Genomic DNA, 20776 nt, shown 5'->3' with positions numbered 1-20776 from the left:
CTCCGGGGAGGCGAGCGTGAGTTCGCTGATGCAGGACGCTGCCGTCGGGTTTCTCGATGCCCGCCACGGTCAGCAATTCGCCACATCCGGCTGCGGGTCGCGATTTGAGGTCTGCTTCTTGCTGCTCATTCTGCAAGGTCGGGAATCGCCCGGGTTCGAGGCGAATAGGGAGATAGGGTCATGAGGGCCGGGTCAGGGCAGCAAACATCATCTGCGCCACGCGCGGTCTACTACGCCCTGGCTTCCAATGTCGCTGTAGCCGCATGCAAATTCGCCGTCGCGCTCTATACCAACTCGGGGTCCGCACTCGCCGAAGCCGTCCACTCCAGTGCGGACTGCCTGAACCAGCTTGCCCTGCTCGTCGGCCATCGCGCGGCGCGCGCCCAGCCCGACGAGCAACATCCACTCGGGTTCGGTCGCGAGACCTATGTCTATGCAATGCTGGTGGCGATGCAGCTTTTCATCTTCGGCGGTGTTGCGTCGATCGCGATAGGCGGTTTTCGAGCAATCCATCACTCTCGGCTTGAACGTCCTCTGCTCGCGATTGGCGTATTGTGCGTGTCCGGCGTGATCGAGGCAGTCGCTCTCAGAGCCTCCATTCGCACGATCGAGCCCCGGCATCGCGCCAGGGGGCTGTTGAGCTGGTTCAGGGAAAGCGGCCGGCCTTCCGTGATGCTCGCGGTCAGCGAGGATGCCGCCGCGGTAACGGGAGTGTTCGTCTCCGTGATCGCAATCGGCGCTACCGTTCTCACCGGCAATCCGCTTTACGATGCGCTCGGCAGTGTCGGCGTCGGCATTGTGCTGATGGCCACGGCCCTGTTCTCGATGCGCGAGATCAAATCGCTTCTCGTCGGTGAATCGGCGCACCAGCGCGTACGCAATGAAATGCGCACGTGGCTGAGCGAGCGCAACGAAGTTCGCCGCATCGTCAGTCTGATCGCATTGAAATGGTCGGAGGACCTGGTGATTGCGATTCAGGCTGAACTCGAACCACACGACAGTGCAAGCGATATGGTGCGCACGATCGACCGAATCGAGAACGACCTGAAGACGCGTTTTCCAGCCGCACGATGGATATTCTTCGAGCCCGAACTGCGAGAACATGGCCGCGCCCCGATCTAGCAATGATGCGGAGCGCCGGCGACACGTGGCGCGCCGCTTGCTTCGTTCACAGACGCAGGCGAGATTCGGGGTGGTTTTCCCCAAATTGGGGCCGCGATGGACGTTCGAGCTTCGGAGTCGTGCGATCTGCAAGATCGCGAACAGGCAATGAGACTGAGCTGGGAAGAGTCGGCATCCCGCTTGCGGCACCGAGCGGGATACGGCCGAGGTGACAATGAATAGCGTGCAGTGCGAGTACGACGATTGCATGGTGCTGATCCGCGCACTGCGCAACTGGATTGACCGCTACTGCCCCGCCGACTGCGCGCGGGTCAAGGCCGAGATCAGGCAGCTCATCGACATGGTGGAACGGGCCGGACCGCGCGACGCGATGTTTCACGGTCGTCTCGATGCGGCCCGCTCGCTGATCGTGCTCGGGCGACTGTCGGACGCGCTGGACTGTGTCGATACGCTACTGCGGGTCGTGCAACAAACCGAGCGCAGCCCAACGCGCCGGCCGATTACCGCTCGCGGCTGGCGCCCGTAGAACACGCTAAGGCTTGACGAATCTCAGCGTCATGCGATCCGATTCACCGATTGCGGCGTAGCGCGAGCGGTCGACGTCACCGCCCGCGTAGCCCGGCGGCAGCGACCATACGCCATGCGGATAATCTTTCGTATCTCGCGCGTTCGCGTTGATTTCGCTGCGTTGCGCGAGCACGAAGCCGGCCGCCTGTGCCCGTTCAATCACGAAAGCTTCAGTCACATATCCGGTATCGATCATCTGCTGTACCGTCGAGCCGGGCCGGGCGCGATGTTCTTCCACGCCAAGTTCGCCCCCGTGCTTCAGCGCGTCATGGAACGCACGCAGATTGGCATCGAGCTGCCCATCCTTGATCCAGTTGTGAATGTTGCGAAAAGTGAGCACGCGATCGAACCGCTCGTGTGCATCGAAGCCGAAAAACTGGCCCGCGTGCAATGTGCCGACCACGACGTTTCCGTAGATCGCGGGGGCGCCCGCGAGCTTACGCAAATACTCTGCATCGATTGACTGGTCTTCCGCGGCCAGCTCCGCGGACGTGCTCAGATATTGCGCTTCGTACAGGTGACCCGCGTCGTGCAGATAGGGCGCCAGAATGTCCGTGTACCACCCGCCGCCCGGCGCGATCTCCAGCACGGTTTGCGTCGGACTCAGATCGAAGAAGCGCAACGTCTGCGCCGGGTGACGATAGACGTCGCGCGCCCGGGCAGTCTGACTGCGTTGTGGATTGGCGACCGCCTGGTCGAGCGCCTTCGCATCGGAAGCTTGCGAAGGCGTGACATGACCGGTCGGCTGTGAGGAGGAAGCGCATCCGGCCATGATCGTCGCGATCACCGTCATCGCGAAACGGACAGCACGACGCTTCGAATATTCCGCCAGGGTCGAGCGCACGAGAATCGGTTTCATAGGCACCACGCGGAGTTGACATGGCACACACGATACCCGCTCCTTCAAAGTTCGTGTTTGCCGCACTGCTGGCCGGTGCATCGATCTCCGCGCAGGCCGTCGCGCCGGCAAGGACCCAGTCCTCGAGCCCGCGTGTCAGACGACCGTGACGAGCGACTCTCTGGACGCATCGCGTACGGTCCGGAAATTCCTTATTTCATGCTCGGCCGCGTCGGCCTGTTCGTTCAATATCTCGTTCGGGTCATCGCCGCGATTGCGCAGGTTCCCCAGAAAACTGGAAAACGGGACCCTCAGCCAGTCGCGCCCGCTGCTCGTATTTCTCGTCCTGCCCCAGATATCGCTGGATCGCCTCATGGAGGCCGACGTCGATCGAACTCATCCTGCCTCGCGCAATGACTTTAGACCGGAAAACCTACCGGGATCAGATAGACGACGGTCTGGCCGTGAGGCAGGCCGAGCTTGCGCGCCGCCGGCGCTCCGTCGACGGCGCCCACGGTCACCGCGACGAGCCCAAGCGTAACGACCTGGAGCAGCATGTTCTGGGTCGCGTGCGCGACCTCGAGATCGGCATACAGATTCGCTCTCCCGCCATACCTCGCGGTCAGCCGACTGGGGTCGGCGGCCACCACGAGCAAGGCCGGGGCCGCCTCGACGGACGCCTGGTTGACCGCCAGTGCTCTCAGCTCGGGGCGCAGGTCGTGGGTCGCCCGCGTCTCGGCCCGGTGGCCATCAGGCAGATAGTGCATCACCTCCGTGGGGGCGACCACGTAAAGTTCGAGCGCGTACAAAGCGCCGGCCGCCGGAGCCGCGCGCTTGCCGTCCGAGCTGGTGATACCCTGCCCGGCCCATAGCAGTTGGCCAATGGCCTCGACCGGCAGCGGCTTTGGCGCGAATCTGCGCACGGACCTGCGCTTCTCGATGGCTTCTTCGAGGGACATCGTGCCTTTGAGGTTGGGCTTGGGCAGATCGATCTGACCGGTGAATTTCGCCTGGCTTGCCTGCGCCAGGCCGGTAGAACCCTCGGCGAGCGCGCCTGCGGCCAGCGCAACCAACAGTTCACGGCGTTTCATCGGCACCTCCATCAGCAAAAAAGCAGGCTGGCATATAGAGGTGCCACGAACAGGATGCGCCTCGCGAGCATCCACGCGGGGCCGTGAAGTAACGTAACCTGTCCAGAAAGTGGCTCATGCGCGTTCTGCCTCTACAGATCAGGCCGGTGCAAGCTCAAAGCGATGCCCGGCACGGAAGCACCTAAACGCCAACTGGCATAGTGACAGGTACGGTGTCTGCCTCAATCGGACTTTGGTCCTACGAACGCCGCCCGCGGGTGGTGTAGGGTTGTCACGCGCAACCGACAGGAGATCAATCATGTGCCGCTGGCTCGCTTATACCGGCAATCCGCTTCAACTCGAAACCGTGCTGTTCAATGCCCGGCATTCGCTGATCGATCAGAGCATGCATTCCCGGCTCGGCGCCACCACCACCAATGGCGACGGTTTCGGGATCGGCTGGTATGGACATCCCACTGACATTCCGTTTCGCTACCGCTGCATCCAGCCCGCGTGGAGCGACCGCAATCTACGCGAGGCCGCGCGGGCAATCCACTCGCCGCTGTTCGTCGCGCACGTGCGCGCGGCGACCGACACGCCGTCGCAGGAAACCAACTGTCATCCGTTCCGCCACGGCCGCTGGCTGTTCGCGCACAACGGCCTGGTGCGCAACTATCCCGCGGTGCGCCGCGACCTGATGGTGAAGATCGACCCCGATCTGTTCCCGTCCATCGAAGGCTCGACCGATTCCGAGGTGCTGTTTTTTCTCGCGCTGACCTTCGGGCTGGAGCTCGCGCCCGTCACCGCGCTCGAACGGATGGTCGGCTTCGTCGAAGCCACCGGCCGCCGGCATGGCGTGGACGAACCGCTGAACATGACCGTGTGCGCGACCGACGGCGAGCAGATCATCGCGGTCCGCTATTCGAGCGAAGGACAGTCGCGCTCGCTGTTTCACAGCACGTCGTTCCGTCATCTGCGCGAGTTGTATCCCGACGACGAGCGCATCAAGACCGCCGGCGAGAATGCGTTCCTCGTGTTGTCCGAGCCGCTCGCGGACTTGCCGGGCTTTTGGGAGGAAATTCCCGAGAGCACGGCGGTGGTCGCGCGCGGCGGCGAGATTGGGCAGTATGCGTTCAAGCCGCGACTGGACTGAGCCGCGCCAAGCCAATCGTGCTCGAAGACTTGCCTTACGCGATCGACGAGATCCAGTTGCGGACGAAGCCTCTTGCGCACCATGAGTGACGGTGTCCGCCGGCGCGGCCCAAAGTTCGTTACTCCCGTTTAGAAACCCGCATTTCCGCGCACTGTCAGCGGAGGCGCCTTGCGCATCTTCGCCGGTGCGCCCGTCGAGCGCGTCCATGATGTGCAGCCGATTCCTATGCCCGCCTCCCGAAGCCGCGCGACGCTGGCACGAACGCCCGGGCCCGCGACTTGCTAAATGTTGCCGCGAGGTGACACATATATGAACGACGAAAAATTGATCGAGCCGGAATCCGCCGTACGCGATTCCGTGGAGCGATCCTGGATCAGACGCCTGGGCCCTGGCCTGATCACGGGCGCCGCGGACGACGATCCGTCAGGAATCGGCACCTATTCGCAGGCCGGCGCGCAGTTCGGATTCAACCTTCTTTGGGTGATCCTGATCACGTATCCATTGATGACCGCAATACAACTGGTGAGCGCTCAGATTGGCCGGGTAACCGGCAAGGGCCTCGCGTCCAACATACGCGCGCATTATCCGGCGTGGCTGCTGTACGGCGCGGTCGCCCTGCTCGTCATGGCAAACGTGATCAACATCGCCGCCGATCTGTCGGCGATGGGCGCCGCGGCCGGATTGCTGCTGCCGGGTCCGCAGCACCTTTATGTCGTCGGCCTCGGGACGCTCTGCGTCGTTCTGCAGATTTTTGTCCCCTACGACAGTTATGCGCGCATTCTGAAGTGGACCGCCCTCTCGCTTCTCGCGTACGTCGCGGTCGCATTCATCGTTCCGATCCCCTGGGGTGAAGTCGCGCGCGCCGTTGTGTTGCCGCGCATCTCGCTGACGTCGGACTATCTGACCATGGTCGTCGCGGTGCTGGGCACGACGATCAGTCCGTACCTGTTCTTCTGGCAGGCGTCGCAGGAAGTCGAAGAAATGCGCTCGGCACCGGAACAGGCGCCGTTGCGCCGCGTACCGCACCAGGCGCCCGCGCAGTTGCGAAGGATCCGTTTCGATACGTGGGTTGGCATGGGGGTGTCCAACTTCATTGCATTCTTCATCATGTTGACGGCGGCGGCTACGCTGCATCTGCATCACATCGACGTGAAAACCTCGGCCGATGCCGCGCGCGCGCTCGAGCCGTTTGCCGGGCGCTTCGCTTACGTCCTGTTTGCGCTCGGCATCATCGGAACCGGCCTGCTCGCGCTGCCGGTCCTCGCCGGCTCGGCCGCCTACGCCGCCGCGGGCAGCTTTCGCTGGCGCAGCAGTCTCGCGTTGCATCTGACACTCGCGCGTGAATTCTATGCGGTGATCGCACTGGCCATCCTGGGTGGTGTGGCCATCACCTTCATGCATTTCGACCCGATCCGCGCGCTGTACTGGAGCGCGGTGATCAATGGCGTTACCGCGGTGCCGATCATGGTCATCATGATGCTGATGGCGCGAAGCCGGCGGGTCATGGGACAGTTCGCCGTCAAGGGCGTGCTGGCCTGGGGAGGATGGCTCGCAACGCTCGCGATGGCGCTGGCGGCTGTGGGCGTGTTCGTGCCGTCGTAACAGACGCGTGCCATAGCGAACCCGGCTTTCGCACGGAACAGCGGTGCGCCGCAATTCGGGCCGCACGGGTCGCGCAGCGGCAAGCGGATCTGAACTTCCCCGTTTCAGGTTCGTCTGAACGGTGCATCCGGCCCGCGCCAGCGCCGTCACATGCTGACGGTTTGCCGACAACAGCGTGGCCGCTCCCGTTCGACGATCAAGGAGGATTGCAAATGCCGAAAAAGCGTTCAGACGAATCGTCAGCCGCACGCGGCAACCGCAGCGACAGGATTCTCGCCGCGCCCGTTTTCTCGCAGCCACAACCCACGCCGGACCCGCAAACTTTCGTGGTCAGGCACGCATCCGATGCCGCAGCCTACAAGGTCATCGACGAACTGAACCGCGAGCACAAGCTGAAGGCGCTGCCGTTTCCGCCACCGCGCGGCGGCACCGAGCCCCGGCTGACGTTTGCGGAGGTGGTGGACAACAACCAGAAGCTCCTCGATACGATCAGCGCGAATGGACAGATCGTCTTTCACGCCACCGGCGATTGCGGCAGTACGAAAGGTCCGGCCACCCAGAATGAAGTTTCGGACAAGATGGTCAGCGACTTCGACGAAGCCGATCCCGCCGAGGTGCCGCAATTCAACTTCCTGCTGGGCGACATCGTCTACAGCTTTGGCGAAGCGCAGTACTACTACGATCAGTTCTACGAGCCGTACCGCAACTATCATGCGCCGATTCTCGCCGCTGCCGGCAATCACGACGGAATGGTTTCGCCGTCGCAGCATGAAAAGAGCCTGCAGGCGTTTCTGAGGAACTTCTGCTCCGACTGCTTCCAGGTCTCTCCCGATGCGGGCAATCTCTCACGGACGACGCAAATTCAGCCAGGCGTTTTCTTCACGTTCGAGGCGCCGTTCGTGCGCATCATTGCGTTGTACAGCAATACGCTCGAGGACCCAGGCGTGATCGCGGACCGTCACATCGGCAACAGCCAGCTGAAGTTCCTGAAAGCGGCGTTATTGCGGGTGAAGAAAGAGAACTATCGAGGCGCCCTGCTTTTCGCGCATCACCATCCGCCCTATGTGGCGCGCGGCCGTCATGGCTGGAGTGTCGAGATGCAAAAGCAGATCGATACAGTTTGCAATGAGGTCGGTATCTGGCCGCATGCCGACCTCGCGGGACACGCGCACAACTATCAGCGCTTTACGCGAACCCGCTCCGATGGCACCCACATCCCTTACATCGTTTGCGGGAACGGCGGTCATGCCGTGCAGCGACTCACCACCAACGGACAGCCGCCCCTTCGCGCGCCGCAACTGATCCAGGCTGCGTCGAAAGACACGGATGCCGTGGTCCTCGAAAGCTACGACGACCGCAACTTCGGCTATTTACGGCTCGTCGCCAACGCGAGGCAACTGCGTATCGAATACCATCCCGCCGTTGACGGACCCAACACGAAAACCCCCGACGATCAGGTGACCATCGATCTGGCCACCCGGCAGGTCGCTCACTACGTGGCTCGCGACTCGGGAGTACCCGCTCTTGCGGAGCGCATTCGTCAGTTCGCGCAGGTCAAGCCCCATCAGGGCTGATGGGTGCGCAACCGCCCCGAACTCATGCGAACCACGGTTCCCGCTCGTTTCCCCGCATTAAAGTTTTGTGAATCCCTACCGTAATAATAAAAGTGAGGCGGCTCGCAGCGTTCGAGCCGTCGCTCAACCCGGTAGTCGGAGAACAGCGTGAGATTCAAAGCGGCTGCGCGTCCTAAAAAAAGCAACCCGATCGAGACCCGGGTCGATAGCGATGCGCACGTCAATGGCTGGTCAGCTCGCAACCAGCAGTTTCTTTCCTATTTCCTGTCGCGGTATGGTCAACGCAGGACCATACCGCTGACAAGTTTCTGCATTGCCGTCGTTGCCGGCGTTGGCATCGGCGCTCTTGTGCATCAAGCAGTCAGCGAAGCGGCGGCTACGCTGCGTGTCTCATTGTCGATGGTATCGGGCGTCGCCGGTCTCGCGATCGTTCGTCGCAAACTCGGCCTCGATTACGCGCGGCAAAGCGCCGCCACCGCACTGGCGAGCGGGCTTCTGCACGCGAATCGCGACTGCCTGAAGGTGCTCGCTACCGACGGAAAAATGCTGCGGGTGTCAGAGCATGGCGCGATGTTGATGGAAGCGGAGTCACCGGAGCAACTATCCGGCGCGGACTGGCTCGCTTTCTGGACCGGCGAGGACCGCACGGCCGCCGAGAAGGCTTTGGCGGGCGCCGTTTCCGGCAAGAGCACATCGTTCACTGGAAGCTGCGCGACGACGAGGGGGCGTACCAGGTGGTGGAACTCCACGCTCACGCCAGTGACGGGTGACGACGGTGCGGTGAGCGCGCTGCTTTGTGCTTCAGAGGACGTCACCCAGCAATCCGAGTTGTTGAAGACACTGCGCGAACGCGATGAATTGATGCATGAAATGGAGTTGCATGTCCGGCTCGTGTTCTATTCGTATAGCTCGCATTTTGAACACTGTCATCATGTCAGCGCAGGTGTCGAAAGCGTGTTCGGCATTACGCCTCAAGAGCTTGGCAACAGGCCTTCCGCGTGGCTCGATCTCGTGGTGCCGGACGATCTGGAGCCATTGCTCGCCGAGATGAACCGCGTCGCGTCCGAGGTGGCGGAAGGTCGCTTCGAATACCGCATCCGCCGTCCGGATGGTTGCCTGCGCTGGATCAGAAGCACGGCCTATCCCGTGTGCGATGGCTCCGCGAACGTGGTGCGCATCGTCGGTGTCAGCGAGGACATCACGCTGGAACAGGAACGCCTCGCGGCGCTCGATCATCTGGCCCACACCGATGGCCTGACAGGTTTGGCTAACCGGGGCGCGCTGATCCGCCAGATGAAGACGCTTTGCAGGCAGAACGTCGCCTTCGGTCTGATGTTCGTCGATCTCGACCGATTCAAGGTCCTGAACGATACGCTGGGCCATACGGCCGCTGACCGTCTGTTGCAGGACATCGCCAAAGTCATTCAGGGAGCCCTGCCGCCGGATGCCTGTGTAGCGCGCCTCGGCGGAGACGAGTTCGCGGTGATCGTCAGGGGCGAGAGCGACAAGGCCACGTTGGCGAGCCTGGCGCAGTCTCTGCTGAACCTGTTTTCAAGCGACGTTCGAAAAGACCACGCCGCGCCATTCGTCACGGCGTCGATCGGCATATCGATCTTTCCCGAGCACGGCCGCGATCACGAGGCGCTGCTGACGAGCGCGGATATCGCGATGTATGCGGCGAAAAAAGGCGGTCGCAACGGCTTCCGGTTCGCCGACGAAGCATCCAGCGATGTGCTCGGCGATTTCGAACTGGAGTGCAATCTGCCCACGGCGCTGGCGTCGAACCAATTCGTGCTGCATTTCCAGGGTATTCATGAGCCAGCCTCTCTGGCGGTGAAAGGCGTCGAAGCACTGGTTCGATGGAATCATCCAGCACGCGGCCTGGTGGGTCCGGGCAGATTCATTCCGATCCTCGAAGAAAGCGGGTTCATCGTCGAAGTCGGGGCATGGGTCGTGGACGCCGCCCTCGCTCAACTGGCCGTCTGGCAGGCCGCCGGAAGGAAAGAGCTGTCCATGTCGGTGAACGTGTCCGCGCGTCAGCTCAGAGATGACTCGCTTGTCGCGATAGTCGATCAGGCGCTACGAAAACATCGGGTGCCGCCGCACTGCCTCCAGATCGAACTGACAGAAAGCGCGTTGATGGAAAACCCCTCACTCGTGCAGACAACGCTGATGGCGCTCAAGCGCCTTGGCGTGCGCATCGCCATCGACGACTTTGGAACGGCGTACTCGAGCCTGCGTTATCTGGCCGATTTTTCGCCGGACATCGTCAAGATCGACCGCTCGTTTACGGCCCGGCTGGGCCGCGACGCGGCGGCCGCCTCGATCGTTCGGGGCATCATTCAGATGTCGCACGAACTCGGCATCAAAGTGACGGCCGAAGGTGTCGAAACGAATCAACAGTTGCATGCGCTGCGCGACGCAGGCTGCGACTACGTGCAAGGGTTCTTTTTGACGAACCCGATGAATGCGGAGAATCTGGTTCAGTGCGAAAGCTTCGTGCCTTTGTCCGCAGCGGGAGCAACCAGCTACTGCTCCAACTGACGAACAGCTCCGCGACGACCGCGCGCAATTAGCGATTGCCGGCCTCGACCTATATACGATGACGCAGGCCTCTCCATCGGCGCTGCGGGCTAACTGGATGAATCGACATCGTGCCGGAATCGACCGCGTTGCGCGGGGTCGGTGATGCAGTCCTCGACCCGCTGGACGAACTCGTCGAAATTCGCTGCGTGCCGCGCCTCGCGACTGGCGATCATCTTCGCGATCGGGCCCAGATAGACGGCCAGTTTTACGGCGACGGCATCGATGCTGGCCTGATCGATCGCACTGTCTGTTGACGTGCCCGCGGCGCTCGCGGGCGATACAGCCGATACCTTTGCGGCAGCCGTCGCGACGCGTGAGCCCGGCGATGACGAGGTCATCATCGACATATCGGGCAAGCCAGCCGTCAGCCGCGCGAAGGCCTGCTCGAATTCAAGCCGCGCCGTGTCCGGCAACGCCGCCGCCAGCTGCGCGCCGAGCGTCGGCAGGTCGTTCGTCTGGGTGGCCGCGCGTCGCACCAGAAGGCTCGCGAGCGGGCCCATCTGGGTCGCGAGTTGGCGTTCGATGCGCGCGAGCATCTCAGGCGGCCAACTCGGCGGCGCCGAGGGCAGGGGCACAGGTGCGGGGCCGACGCCCGTCGCATGCGCTGGCAAGGAAGCGGACGCGGACCAATACGCGGACGGCGTCACGATAGTCCGGTCATCGTCGCCCGCCGCCGGTGAGACGGCCAACGACCTCAAGCTCGCGAGCCATTCCGCAGCCGAACCGAAGCGGTCGTCCGGCCGCCTCGCGAGTGCTTTCGCGACCATCGCGTCGAACGCCGGCGGCAACGCGGAGACGATTTCCGACGGCCGGGCCGGCGCATCTTTGATGATCTTCTGCCTGATCGTGGCCGGCGAGCCGACGAACGGCTGGCGGCCGGTCAGCATCCGGTACAGCACGACGCCGGCCGAGAACAGGTCCGCGCGGGCATCGACCGATTCGCCCTCGAACTGCTCGGGCGACATGTAGCTCGGCGTACCGATCATCCACCCGGACGAGGTTGCGGATGAGCCGATGCGCGCGACGCCAAAATCGGCGACCTTCAGAAGCCCCGCCGCCGTGACGAGCAGATTTGCTGGCTTGATATCGCGGTGCACGACGCCGGCCTCATGCGCATACGCGAGCGCGGCGAGCAGTTGCGCGAGCCAGTGGAAAGCGTCCGACAGCGGCAACGCGTGGCCCGGCACCAGCAATGTATCGAGGCCATGCCCGGCGACGTACTCCATCACGATATAAGCCGTATCGCCGTCTTCGCCGAAATCGTGGACCGTGACGATGTTCGGATGCGCGAGCCGACCGGCCGCGCGTGCCTCGTTGCGAAAACGCAGCAGCATGTCGCCACTCGTGTCCTCGCCGGCGAGCAGTTCGCGACGCACGGTTTTCAGCGCCACCGGTCTTTCCAGGTGCGGGTCGAACGCGAGATAGACGACGCCCATGGCGCCCCTCCCCAGCACGCGGTCGATGCGGTACTTGCCAATGCGCGTAGGGGTTGCTTCGTTGCTCATTCGGGTTCCGGTCGAGGGGCGCCTGGCCGATCACGCCAGCTTACGCCCCCAGCATCCGCAGCGCTTCGACGAGACTCGTTTTCATGCGGTTGAACGAGACCGCGAGCGAGGCGATTTCGTCGCCGCCGCGCGTCGAAAACGATGCGGTGTCGAGCTTGCCGAGACTGACTTCGTCGGCCGCGCGCGACAAAGCCTTGAGCCGCTTCGTCACGAGGAAATGCACCATCAGGTTCAGCGCGATCAGCACGCATCCGAACACCGCGGCGAACGACAGCATGAACGTGCGCCAGACCCTGTGCGCCTGTCCCAGCGGCAGCGACATCGGCACGGACACGACCTGCGCGCCGATCGTCTCATGCAGGGGCCAGTTGAAGCCGTTCGCCGGCCCATATTTGTCGATCATCGTGCGCGGCGCCGCGCTGGGCGTGCTGTGGCATTCGAGGCACGCGGCCGAGTCGATGCGGGTGGGCCGCGCGATGTAAAGGCTGGGGCCCGACGGCGTCGCGCGTTCGCCAATCAGTTCGGGCAATTCGGGGTGGTCATGCAGGCGCCGGATCACATCGGTCTCCCAGTCCGTGGCGCGGTCGCGCGGGTTGGTCGGATCGAGCATCGCGCTCTTGTACGAGAAGCCCGGAAACTTCTTCTGGATCGCGAGCAGGCTCTCGACGGCGGAATACGCGGGAATCGACTGCGGGACGAATGCGTATTTGATCTGCGTGGCAAGCAGCGGCGTCACCTGATCGGACGTGTAGTTTTGCGCTGCGGTAGCGGCTTCGATCATCAGGCTCGCGTCGCGCACGGTTGTCTGCACCGCGTTTTCCTGCAACACCCGATCGGCCACGAAACCCGTCGCGGCGAATCCCGCGGCGAACACGACGAGGAAGGCGAGATTGAATTTCAGAGTCAACGACAGGTTCATGGACGCTCCACGCGAATGGTTGCAAGGGAGTCAACGCCTTGGTGGTGCATGGTATGTCAATGCGCGTCGTCGGCGTCGTCCGGCGTGGGTTTGTCCCGGTACAACGATCCGGCGCCGGATTCCGGACGCGCTAGCGGCGGCGCTTGCGCGGGCCTTTTGTGTGGCTCGCTCGCCGGGCGTGGCGGCGGCGGATGCAAAATCGGCCGCCATTCCGGCAGAACGTCCAGATGGGTGTCGACCTGCGCGCGGAAGGCCGCAGTCTTCAGGCGCGGCACAAAGCGTTTGACGAAGGTGGCACGCTCGCTGACGCTGCTCGTGAGCCAGTCGGAGACGTCGGCGTAATCGACGGCGCGCAGTGGCGCGGCAAGTTCGTGCCTGCTCGCGAGCCGTCCCGCCACCCCGACCAGCGGGTCCCGAAAGCCCGGCGGCATCGTGCCGATGAACTCCGTCGATGGCCGCGCTTGCGCGCGCAGGGGCCCGTCGGCACGTCGCTCGAGGTACTGGCCCGCGTGCAGAATTTGCCTGGGCGCCTGGGCAGGGGCGCGAACGACGACGATCGCGTCATCTCCGGACTCCGCGAAGATTGCGGCGCGCTCGCCGGTGGTCATCGCGACGACCGACCACGGACCATTGCCTGAAGGTTTGATGTCGAGGCCGTGAAGCTCGATCGACAGCGGCGGTTGCGCGCCTGCGCTCACGTTGCAGCCAACCTTGAGCCAGCCGCTCAGCATCGTGATTCGCAGCGGCCCCGCCGCGGCGTTTTGCGGCGCCGACGGCGTTTTGAGCAGAATTTGCGTTTGCGGCCCGAGCGCGATCAGCGTCCCCGCCCCGTCTTCGAGCTGCGCGGATTTGCCGGCGTCGGTTTCGATGATGTCGTCGTCGCGCAGCCTGGCGCCTTCGCCCGTCCGATACAGCGAGGCGCCGCGAATCACCGACACCGGACTCTCGGCGAACGAGACGACGACGTCCGCGTGGGCGAGCGGCACAGCCGACGCAAACAGCGCCAGCGCGCCGCCCGCGCGTGCGCGCAGGAAGGCTGACGCCAGCATGACGAGGAAACGGCGAGCGGATGGCATCATCGGGGTCCGTTACGTCGGTGTCTGCGGTACTGTTTATCGTAGACGGTCCGATTCGTCGAGGGGTTAACCGACGAAGGCCGACACACGGCGTATTTCCCAATCGCGGCGCGCGGCTTTCAAAAAGACGCGCATAGCGTTGTTTTTTGCGGACCGCCGCGCTTGCCTCAATTCCCAAACGTCGCCAGCTTGAACGTGCACGCAGTGGCCCCCGGCATCAGAAGCCCCTGCTCCACGCCAACGGGCACCTGACTATTGCCCGGCCCGTACAGCCAGTAGGTGAAGTAAAGCGCTCCCGCATGGCTGACCGCCAGTCGTTCCAACGCCCGGAACGGCCCCGAATTGATCTTGCCCAGCTGCGGCACGAGGTTGATATCGGTCGAACCGCCGAGCGTGTGCGGAATGGCGTGCCCCCGGTGATAGGTCCCGCCGTTGGCGAGCGGATGTCCGCGCATCCGCGTCGCGATTTCCTTGCGCGCCACCGTACTCTTTCCCTGACTGATTCCCCACGCTGCAATGAGGCGCTCGGTCGTCATATCGAACAGATATGAAAACTGGCCCACGGAAGTTTCGAGCAATTCGCACGATGCCACGCGCCGAACATAATCATCAGCCCACAGGGCGACCAGCAGCGGGGCCACCTCGTCGCTAAACGCAGCGGTCGCATGCGCGTGCGACAGGCGCGGCAAAATGCGGTTGAGTTCTGCGTAATCCGTCATGCGTCACCTCGACAGCGTGTGTCGCGCGGTTCGCGCGACTCGCTTCGTCCTTGCTATCCGCCCGCTCTCGCGACCGCCTCCTGCAAGCGCCGCCGCACCTTGCCGACATCGACGCCGCCAGGTCCCGGCGTGTCGATGATCGGCATATAGCGCGCGGGCGTATGCAGCAAATAGGCCTGCATCTCATCGATCACGATCCGGTCGCTCGGGTCGTAGCCGAGATTCTCCAGTTGCCGGGTCAACTCCGCGCGCTCCTCGAAGCTCAATACCTGCCACCAGAACGCGCGGCACGCATGTGCGTAGGCGCCGTCCGAAAAGTACTGCCAATGGCCCAATTCGTGACTGAGGATCGCGGCCCTGACCGTGGCGTCGATCGTTTCGCCGCCTGGCGCGCGACCCAGCCCGGGAATGGTGATCAGAAAATCGTGTGCGCTCGCCGCTTTCCAGATGCCCTGCTCCTCGCGAATCAAACGCCATCGCACGAGAATCGTCTGCAACATGCGCTCGCCCTGGTTCAGCACCACGCCCTGCTCGCGCGCGAGTTCGAAAAAATGCGTCAACTCCTCCGTGCTGAAGTTGTTGCCCGCCGTCAGCCCGGCGGGGTCGGTGCCAAAGCGCCGCGCGTGAGCCGCGATGGCCGTCGCCGACACCACGCGGTCGCGCGGCATATCGCGGCGTTCGAGCAATGCCACCACGCGCGTGAACATCGCGCCCTGTTGCTCGAGGCTGGCCGCCTGCATCACATGGAGGCCTGGTTGGTCCGTCACGGTGAACAGTTGCAGGCGCGCGTCGGGGGCCAACGCGGCGGCGAGCCGGGCAAGCGGCAAGCGCACCGCTCCGGTGTCGTCGTCGACGGCCGCGGGTCTGTCGGCGGCGTTGTTCGAGTCCTGCGGACCCGCGGCGAGCGCGATCGTGGCGACGCACGCGAACAGCAGCGCCACACCCCTCGCCACGTCGCAATACACGCGATAACGTGTCATCGGCGGCAACCTCGAAAGCGCCTAATCCGTGACCGTGACGATCGTCACCCGACGGTTCTCGGGCGCCGTCGGATTGCGCTTGTTCAACGGATCGGAAGAACCTTTGCCGAGCGACGATAGCCGCTCCGCCGAGATACCGTCTTTCTGCGTCAGATATTCGACCACCGCGGCCGCACGGTCTTCGGAGAGCTTCATGTTGGCATCGGGCGACCCGCGAGGATCGGCATGCCCTTCGACGCGAAACCGGTACGCCGCGAGTTTCTCCGACTGCAATGCACCGGCGACCTTGTCGAGCGCGGCCTTCGCGCTGTCGGTGAGCGTGGCCGAATTGGTGGCGAACGTGATCAGGATTTGCGCGGCGGGTTTTCTCGCGGGCGCGGGGCGCGGCGCGGCGGACGGCGGCTTGTTCGACAGCACGAAGCCGCGCGTCACGACGTTCTCGCCCGACTCGCCCGACTGGTCGGGCTCGAGCGCGCGCGTCACCGACTGCTCGTTGATGTCCTGCTCGTTCAGGACCGGTTCGGCTGCGCGCGTGGCGGTGCACAGCAATGCGAGCAAGCACAGCGTGGCGGACAGAACGCCGCCCGGAATGCGTCGTGCGGAAGACGGATGGGTCAGGCGTGACATACGGCGATCTCCGCAGAATGGAGTTGCGGTGAGGCCGCCAGCGCCCCTTTACGGACCGTCGGCGAACACCGGCGCGAACCGGCGTATGACAGCCTCATCCTTTAAAGACGAATGATGGGAAGTCAATTTGAAACGCTTACCCTTACCCGCGGCGGCGACGTCAGTGATGCCGTTGCTGTGCGTCCGGGTTCGCAATTACGTCGATCACCGAATCCCACTCTTGCGTGCCGACGTCGAGCAGACTCGCGAACTGCAAGCCGGTCGTCGTGCCCGCGGAAACTCTCGCCGAAGCCGGCACGGCCGGCGATCCGTCGCTCCACCAGACCGCGTGTCCCATGGCGACGGTCTGTTCGAGCAAGGCGGCGAATCCGCCGTCGGCTGCATCAGGTACGGCGAGCCGCCACGGCGTCGATGCGCGATCCCCATTGAACAGGCTCTCGGCTCGCAACGCCGCGTCGAAAGCATCGAGGGCGAATTCCTGCGTCAGTGTCGACAATGCGAGCGCCACCAAGCGGTCATACCATCCTTGCGCATCGGCCAGTCGCCGTGCGAGTTCGGCGCCGTCGATCGCCTCAGCGATCGTGAACGGAAAATAGCGCCCCACACGGTCCACGCCCGGCGTCAGAACGCCCGCCCACGCGCTCGGGCCATACAGACCCGCGCCCAGCACGAAACACCACACCGGGGCATTCAGATACAGTTCCAGCCACTGCGCGCCAAAGCGCTGCCGCGAGAGCAACATGCCTTCCTGCAAGCGCTCGTCCCAACGCGTGACGAACTCGACTGGCAAGCGCCGTCCCACGAAGTCGCCATGCGTGCGCACCTTGCCGAAGAAGCCGGGCCCGGATGTCGGCTCCGGCGCAAGCTCGCCGCTCATAGCCGATCCGGACAGCGAAACTGTTCGAGCATGGCACGGCGAAACGGATTCACGATGCTGCTGGCTGCCAGTTCGAACTCCGCGCGCCGGCCATCCGAGTCGAAGCTCAGGCGAAAGCGGTCGGGTTGCGCGGTGGGTTGCAGACGCGCATCGTCCATCAGATGCAGCAGTGCCCACGGTCCGTCGGCGCGCGCCGCCGGTGCGCTGCCCGCCGGCGTGAACTCGACGTGGGCCTGGCCGGTGCCCTTGCCGCTCGGCCACTGGAACACCATCGATTGCGGCGCGTCGGGTTTGACGACCATTTGCTGCCCATCGATGTCGAGCGTGAACTGGGTAATCGATGGATCGATGGTGAGCGGCTTCACCGTGAAGCGCACCGACACGTCTCGGCCGCCGGCCCGGAAGAACGCGTCGCGGATCTGCGCGGCGCGCTGGAACTGGCCGAGCACGTCGACGGGGATGCCGAGCGTATCGACGCCGCTGCGCCATTTCCACTGCGGTCCCGACATGTCGACCATCGTTGCCAGATTCTTCTGGAAGAAATCGTCGATCAGGCCGCCTGGGCTCAGCAGCCTGCCGAAATCGTCGGGCGCGACGTCGCGCGTCGAGCCGCGCACGAGAGGATAGCGACCGTCGAGCGCCTGCCGGCACAACTGCGCGACGTTCGCCTGCCACAACGCGTTCAGGCGCGCCCGCTCGCCGCCCACCATCAGCGACCCCGCCCCGCTCGCGACGCTGGTGGCCACCGTCGCAAGCGGCGGCGGCGCCCCCTGGGCCACCAGCTTGAGCTTGTTCAACGCATCGCCGGGCGGCGGCGGCAAGCCCTGACGGCGCGCCGAGTCCGCGGCCTCCAGATAGGTCGCGGCGTCCTTCAGCGCGGCGAGTTGCGCGTCCAGCGGAGCCGGGCCCGGTGCGCCGGGTTTGCCGGCCAGTTCGTGCAGCGCCTGGAAATGCGCGTCGACCGGATTGAGTTCGGCCGGCGCGGGCGCTGCCGCGTCTTCCGGCTGGTTGCCGAGCGCGCTCTCGAGGCGCTTTTTGGCCGCATCGAGCTTGTTGGTCAACGCGGCAACGCCCTGCTCCGTCAGCGAGCCGCCCGTTTTGGTGCTGCCCAGCGTGGTTTCCTGCGCCGCGGCCAGCATCAGCGAGCGCAGCGGCGAGTCGGGCGCCGCGAGCACATTCGCCACGCGTGCCCCCTGCTGCACGCCGTCGAACGGCACCACGTCGATATCGTTGAGCAATGCGTCCCACTGGCGGATGTACTCGTCGTAGTAAAGCCGGGTGATGCCCGCCTTCAGATCCTCGATACCGTTCGGCGTCGATACCGATTCCTGACGGCCGAGCACCCAATCGTCCTTCGCGATATCGATCACCGCCGCGTCGCGCAACTGGCCGAACTTCTGATAGCCGGTCCGCGTGTACGCCCCTGAAACACCGCGCGTCAACGGCGCGCCGCTCTTGCGCACGAGCACCAGCGCGGCATTGCGCCCCGCCGCGTTGGCGACGCGGAACTCCGGCAGTCTGCTCTGTTCGAGATCGCGTTTGACGCGGTTGAACAGACGCTGCGTCAACGGCATTTTGGCGAGCGTCGCGCGCGCCTGCGCGATCAGATCCTTGTCGAGCGGCAGCGACGCATCGAAGCGCGCCGGCTGGAACAGCGCGGCGAGATGGCCGTCGAGATCGTTGCGCTGATCGTCGCTGGCATCGCGCAACGGCCCCCGGCGCCAATCGACATCGGCCCACAGGCGCACCGAGTCGGCGTCGAAGTGCAGCGAATCGCCCAGCATCAGATATGCGCGCAAGACTTCGTACTGGAAGTCGGGATTGTTCGCGTCACCGCGGCGCAATTCTTCTTCCATGCGGCTCACGACCAGAGGCAACAGGGTCTGCCGCAACAGCCGCCGATAACTGGTCTGTGCTTCGAGGCCGAGCTTGTCGCCCTGATAAAGGCCGAGGCGCGACAGCCACGGCACGCTCCTGTCGCGGTCCGCGTAACCGCCGGGAAGGTCGCGCGCGGCATTGAGCAGCGGCAGCAGCGCAAGCGGGTTGTCGCCCGGCTGGGTGGTCTGCGCGAGCTTCTGCAACCCGGCAACGTGCTGTCGAACATCGGCGACGTAAGCGCGATTGCGTTGATAGCTGACGAAGAACAGAACCAGCGCCAGCACCGTGACGATGCCGATCGCCGCCAGCGCGGCGCGCTGAAACCAGGCGCGGCGCCGCTCCAGCTTCTGGTTCACGCCCGCGAGTCCGGCTTCCTCGAAGATCACGCCGCGCAGCAGCCGCGTGATGAAGTAAGCGCGCCCGCTCGCCGGATCGGGCAACACGACCTGTTGCTGGAAGCCGAGCGCCGAGGCGACCGCGCTCATCACGCGATCGATCGGCCGGCCTTCCTGGGTGCCGCTCGTGAAATACACGCCGCGCAGCAACGCGGACTCCTCGAAGCGCGAGGTACTGAAGGTTTCGTCGAGAAAGCTTTTCAGTGCGGCTTGCAGTCCCGCGAACTGCTGCGGAAATCCATAGACGAGCGCACGCCGGCGGACATCGGTCTCGCGCTGCATACGGTTCAGCACGCGGACTTGCAGCTGCTTTTCCAGCGCGTCGAATTCGGCGGGAAACGCGGCCAGTGCGTCGTCCGGTGAGCCTCGCCCGGTGAACGGGAACGTCATGCCCCAGACCTGTTCGCGCTCGTCGCGGCCGAGGTCGTCGAAGAATTCCGCGAAACCCGCGAGCAGATCGCATTTGGTCACGATCACGTAGACCGGAAAACGCATGCCGAGCTTGCCGTACAGTTCCCTGAGACGCTCGCGCACGGCTTGCGCCTGCTGCGCGCGTTGCGTGTCGGACAGTTGCAGCAGGTCGCGCGTCGACAAGGCCACGATGACGCCATTCAGCGGCCGGCGCGGCCGATACTTGCGCAGCAGTTGCAGGAAGCCGGCCCACGCGGCCTGATCGGCTTCGGCGAAACTATCCTGGGTGGTGAAGCGGCCCGCGGTATCGAGCAGCACCGCATCGTCGGTGAACCACCAGTCGCAATTGCGCGTGCCGCCCACGCCGCCGATCGACTGCTTGCCGAGCCGCTCGGCGAGCGGAAACTTGAGCCCGGAGTTCAACAGCGCGGTGGTTTTGCCCGTGCCGGGCGCGCCGACGAACATGTACCACGGCAACTGGTACACGTACTGACTACCGAAGCGACCCTTGACCCGCGCCTTGCGCAAGGTCGCCATGGCGGCTTCGAAACGCTGCTTCAACGCGGCGACGTCGGCCTCGGATTCTTTCTTGCCCGGCGCGGGCTCGGCCGGTCCCTCTGCCACCACGCGAGTGAACTTGATGTTGGCGAGACGCACCGCGATCCAGCGCACGCTCCAGTACACCGCCCACACCAGCAGCAACACGATGATCACGGCCCAGCGGCTGCTGTTGCTTTCGAGCGGCTCATGACCCGCGTACGCGACGAGCGGCCCCTCGACCCACACGATCAGCGACAGCGCGAGCACGCCGAGCAACGACAGCACGATGGCTCGTCTGAGCCAGCCAAAGATTTTCATATCCGGCTCCCCTGCGCCA

At 64.3% G+C, this 20776-nt stretch carries 16 protein-coding genes; 6 read left to right on the top strand and 10 right to left on the bottom strand.

Going from position 1 to position 20776, the window contains the following annotated elements:
• Positions 1-180 precede the first annotated feature (180 nt).
• A complete protein-coding gene (locus OKW44_RS18070; RefSeq protein WP_018422968.1) occupies positions 181-1122 on the top strand; it encodes a cation diffusion facilitator family transporter in 942 nt (313 codons plus the stop codon).
• A gap of 247 nt (positions 1123-1369) precedes the next feature.
• A complete protein-coding gene (locus OKW44_RS18065; protein ID WP_239499198.1) occupies positions 1370-1648 on the top strand; it encodes a hypothetical protein in 279 nt (92 codons plus the stop codon).
• 6 nt (positions 1649-1654) lie between these two features.
• Here OKW44_RS18065 and OKW44_RS18060 read toward each other — a convergent pair whose 3' ends face one another.
• Both OKW44_RS18060 and OKW44_RS18055 read right to left on the bottom strand, forming a co-directional pair.
• Positions 1655-2548: a class I SAM-dependent methyltransferase gene (locus OKW44_RS18060; protein ID WP_035471649.1), complete on the bottom strand. Its 894-nt coding sequence runs from the start codon at positions 2546-2548 to the stop codon at positions 1655-1657.
• 398 nt (positions 2549-2946) lie between these two features.
• Positions 2947-3618 carry a SagB/ThcOx family dehydrogenase gene (locus OKW44_RS18055; RefSeq protein WP_018422972.1) on the bottom strand — a complete coding sequence of 224 codons (672 nt, stop codon included), beginning with the start codon at positions 3616-3618 and terminating at the stop codon, positions 2947-2949.
• A gap of 298 nt (positions 3619-3916) precedes the next feature.
• Between OKW44_RS18055 and OKW44_RS18050 the strand changes: the two genes are divergently transcribed.
• From OKW44_RS18050 to OKW44_RS18035, 4 genes are all read left to right on the top strand, one after another.
• Positions 3917-4750, top strand: a complete 834-nt coding sequence (locus OKW44_RS18050) for a class II glutamine amidotransferase (RefSeq protein ID WP_018422973.1) — start codon at positions 3917-3919, stop codon at positions 4748-4750.
• A 309-nt stretch (positions 4751-5059) separates the two neighbouring features.
• Entirely contained in the window at positions 5060-6352 is a 1293-nt protein-coding gene (locus OKW44_RS18045) for an NRAMP family divalent metal transporter (RefSeq protein ID WP_018422974.1), read from the top strand.
• A gap of 212 nt (positions 6353-6564) precedes the next feature.
• Positions 6565-7926 (top strand): metallophosphoesterase family protein, encoded by a 1362-nt coding sequence (locus tag OKW44_RS18040; protein WP_018422975.1) that lies wholly within the window; start codon positions 6565-6567, stop codon positions 7924-7926.
• 147 nt (positions 7927-8073) lie between these two features.
• A complete protein-coding gene (locus OKW44_RS18035; RefSeq protein WP_018422976.1) occupies positions 8074-10470 on the top strand; it encodes a sensor domain-containing protein in 2397 nt (798 codons plus the stop codon).
• Positions 10471-10559: 89 nt separating this feature from the next.
• Here the strand turns inward: OKW44_RS18035 and OKW44_RS18030 are convergent, their stop codons facing one another.
• From OKW44_RS18030 to tssM, 8 genes are all read right to left on the bottom strand, one after another.
• On the bottom strand, positions 10560-12017 hold the full coding sequence (locus OKW44_RS18030) for a serine/threonine-protein kinase (RefSeq protein ID WP_018422977.1): 1458 nt from the start codon (positions 12015-12017) through the stop codon (positions 10560-10562).
• A gap of 40 nt (positions 12018-12057) precedes the next feature.
• Positions 12058-12936 carry a c-type heme family protein gene (locus OKW44_RS18025; RefSeq protein WP_018422978.1) on the bottom strand — a complete coding sequence of 293 codons (879 nt, stop codon included), beginning with the start codon at positions 12934-12936 and terminating at the stop codon, positions 12058-12060.
• Between the two features lie 56 nt (positions 12937-12992).
• Positions 12993-14015: a FecR family protein gene (locus tag OKW44_RS18020; protein WP_026226253.1), complete on the bottom strand. Its 1023-nt coding sequence runs from the start codon at positions 14013-14015 to the stop codon at positions 12993-12995.
• Between the two features lie 164 nt (positions 14016-14179).
• Positions 14180-14731 (bottom strand): DNA/RNA non-specific endonuclease, encoded by a 552-nt coding sequence (locus tag OKW44_RS18015; protein ID WP_018422980.1) that lies wholly within the window; start codon positions 14729-14731, stop codon positions 14180-14182.
• Positions 14732-14784: 53 nt separating this feature from the next.
• Positions 14785-15711: a hypothetical protein gene (locus OKW44_RS18010; protein WP_018422981.1), complete on the bottom strand. Its 927-nt coding sequence runs from the start codon at positions 15709-15711 to the stop codon at positions 14785-14787.
• Between the two features lie 21 nt (positions 15712-15732).
• Complete coding sequence (locus OKW44_RS18005; protein WP_018422982.1) at positions 15733-16338, bottom strand: OmpA family protein; 606 nt, start codon at positions 16336-16338, stop codon at positions 15733-15735.
• 160 nt (positions 16339-16498) lie between these two features.
• A complete protein-coding gene (tagF, locus tag OKW44_RS18000) occupies positions 16499-17215 on the bottom strand; it encodes a type VI secretion system-associated protein TagF (protein ID WP_018422983.1) in 717 nt (238 codons plus the stop codon).
• Complete coding sequence (tssM, locus tag OKW44_RS17995; protein ID WP_018422984.1) at positions 17212-20757, bottom strand: type VI secretion system membrane subunit TssM; 3546 nt, start codon at positions 20755-20757, stop codon at positions 17212-17214. The genes tagF and tssM overlap by 4 nt, the downstream gene beginning before the upstream one ends.
• Between the last annotated feature and the right edge of the window lie 19 nt (positions 20758-20776).

This window comes from Paraburkholderia lebeckiae (genome assembly GCF_050436325.1).
GTDB classification, from domain to species: Bacteria; Pseudomonadota; Gammaproteobacteria; order Burkholderiales; family Burkholderiaceae; genus Paraburkholderia; species Paraburkholderia tuberum.
Note: the sequence above shows the minus strand (reverse complement) of the source record. Positions and strands in the feature narration are given on the sequence as shown.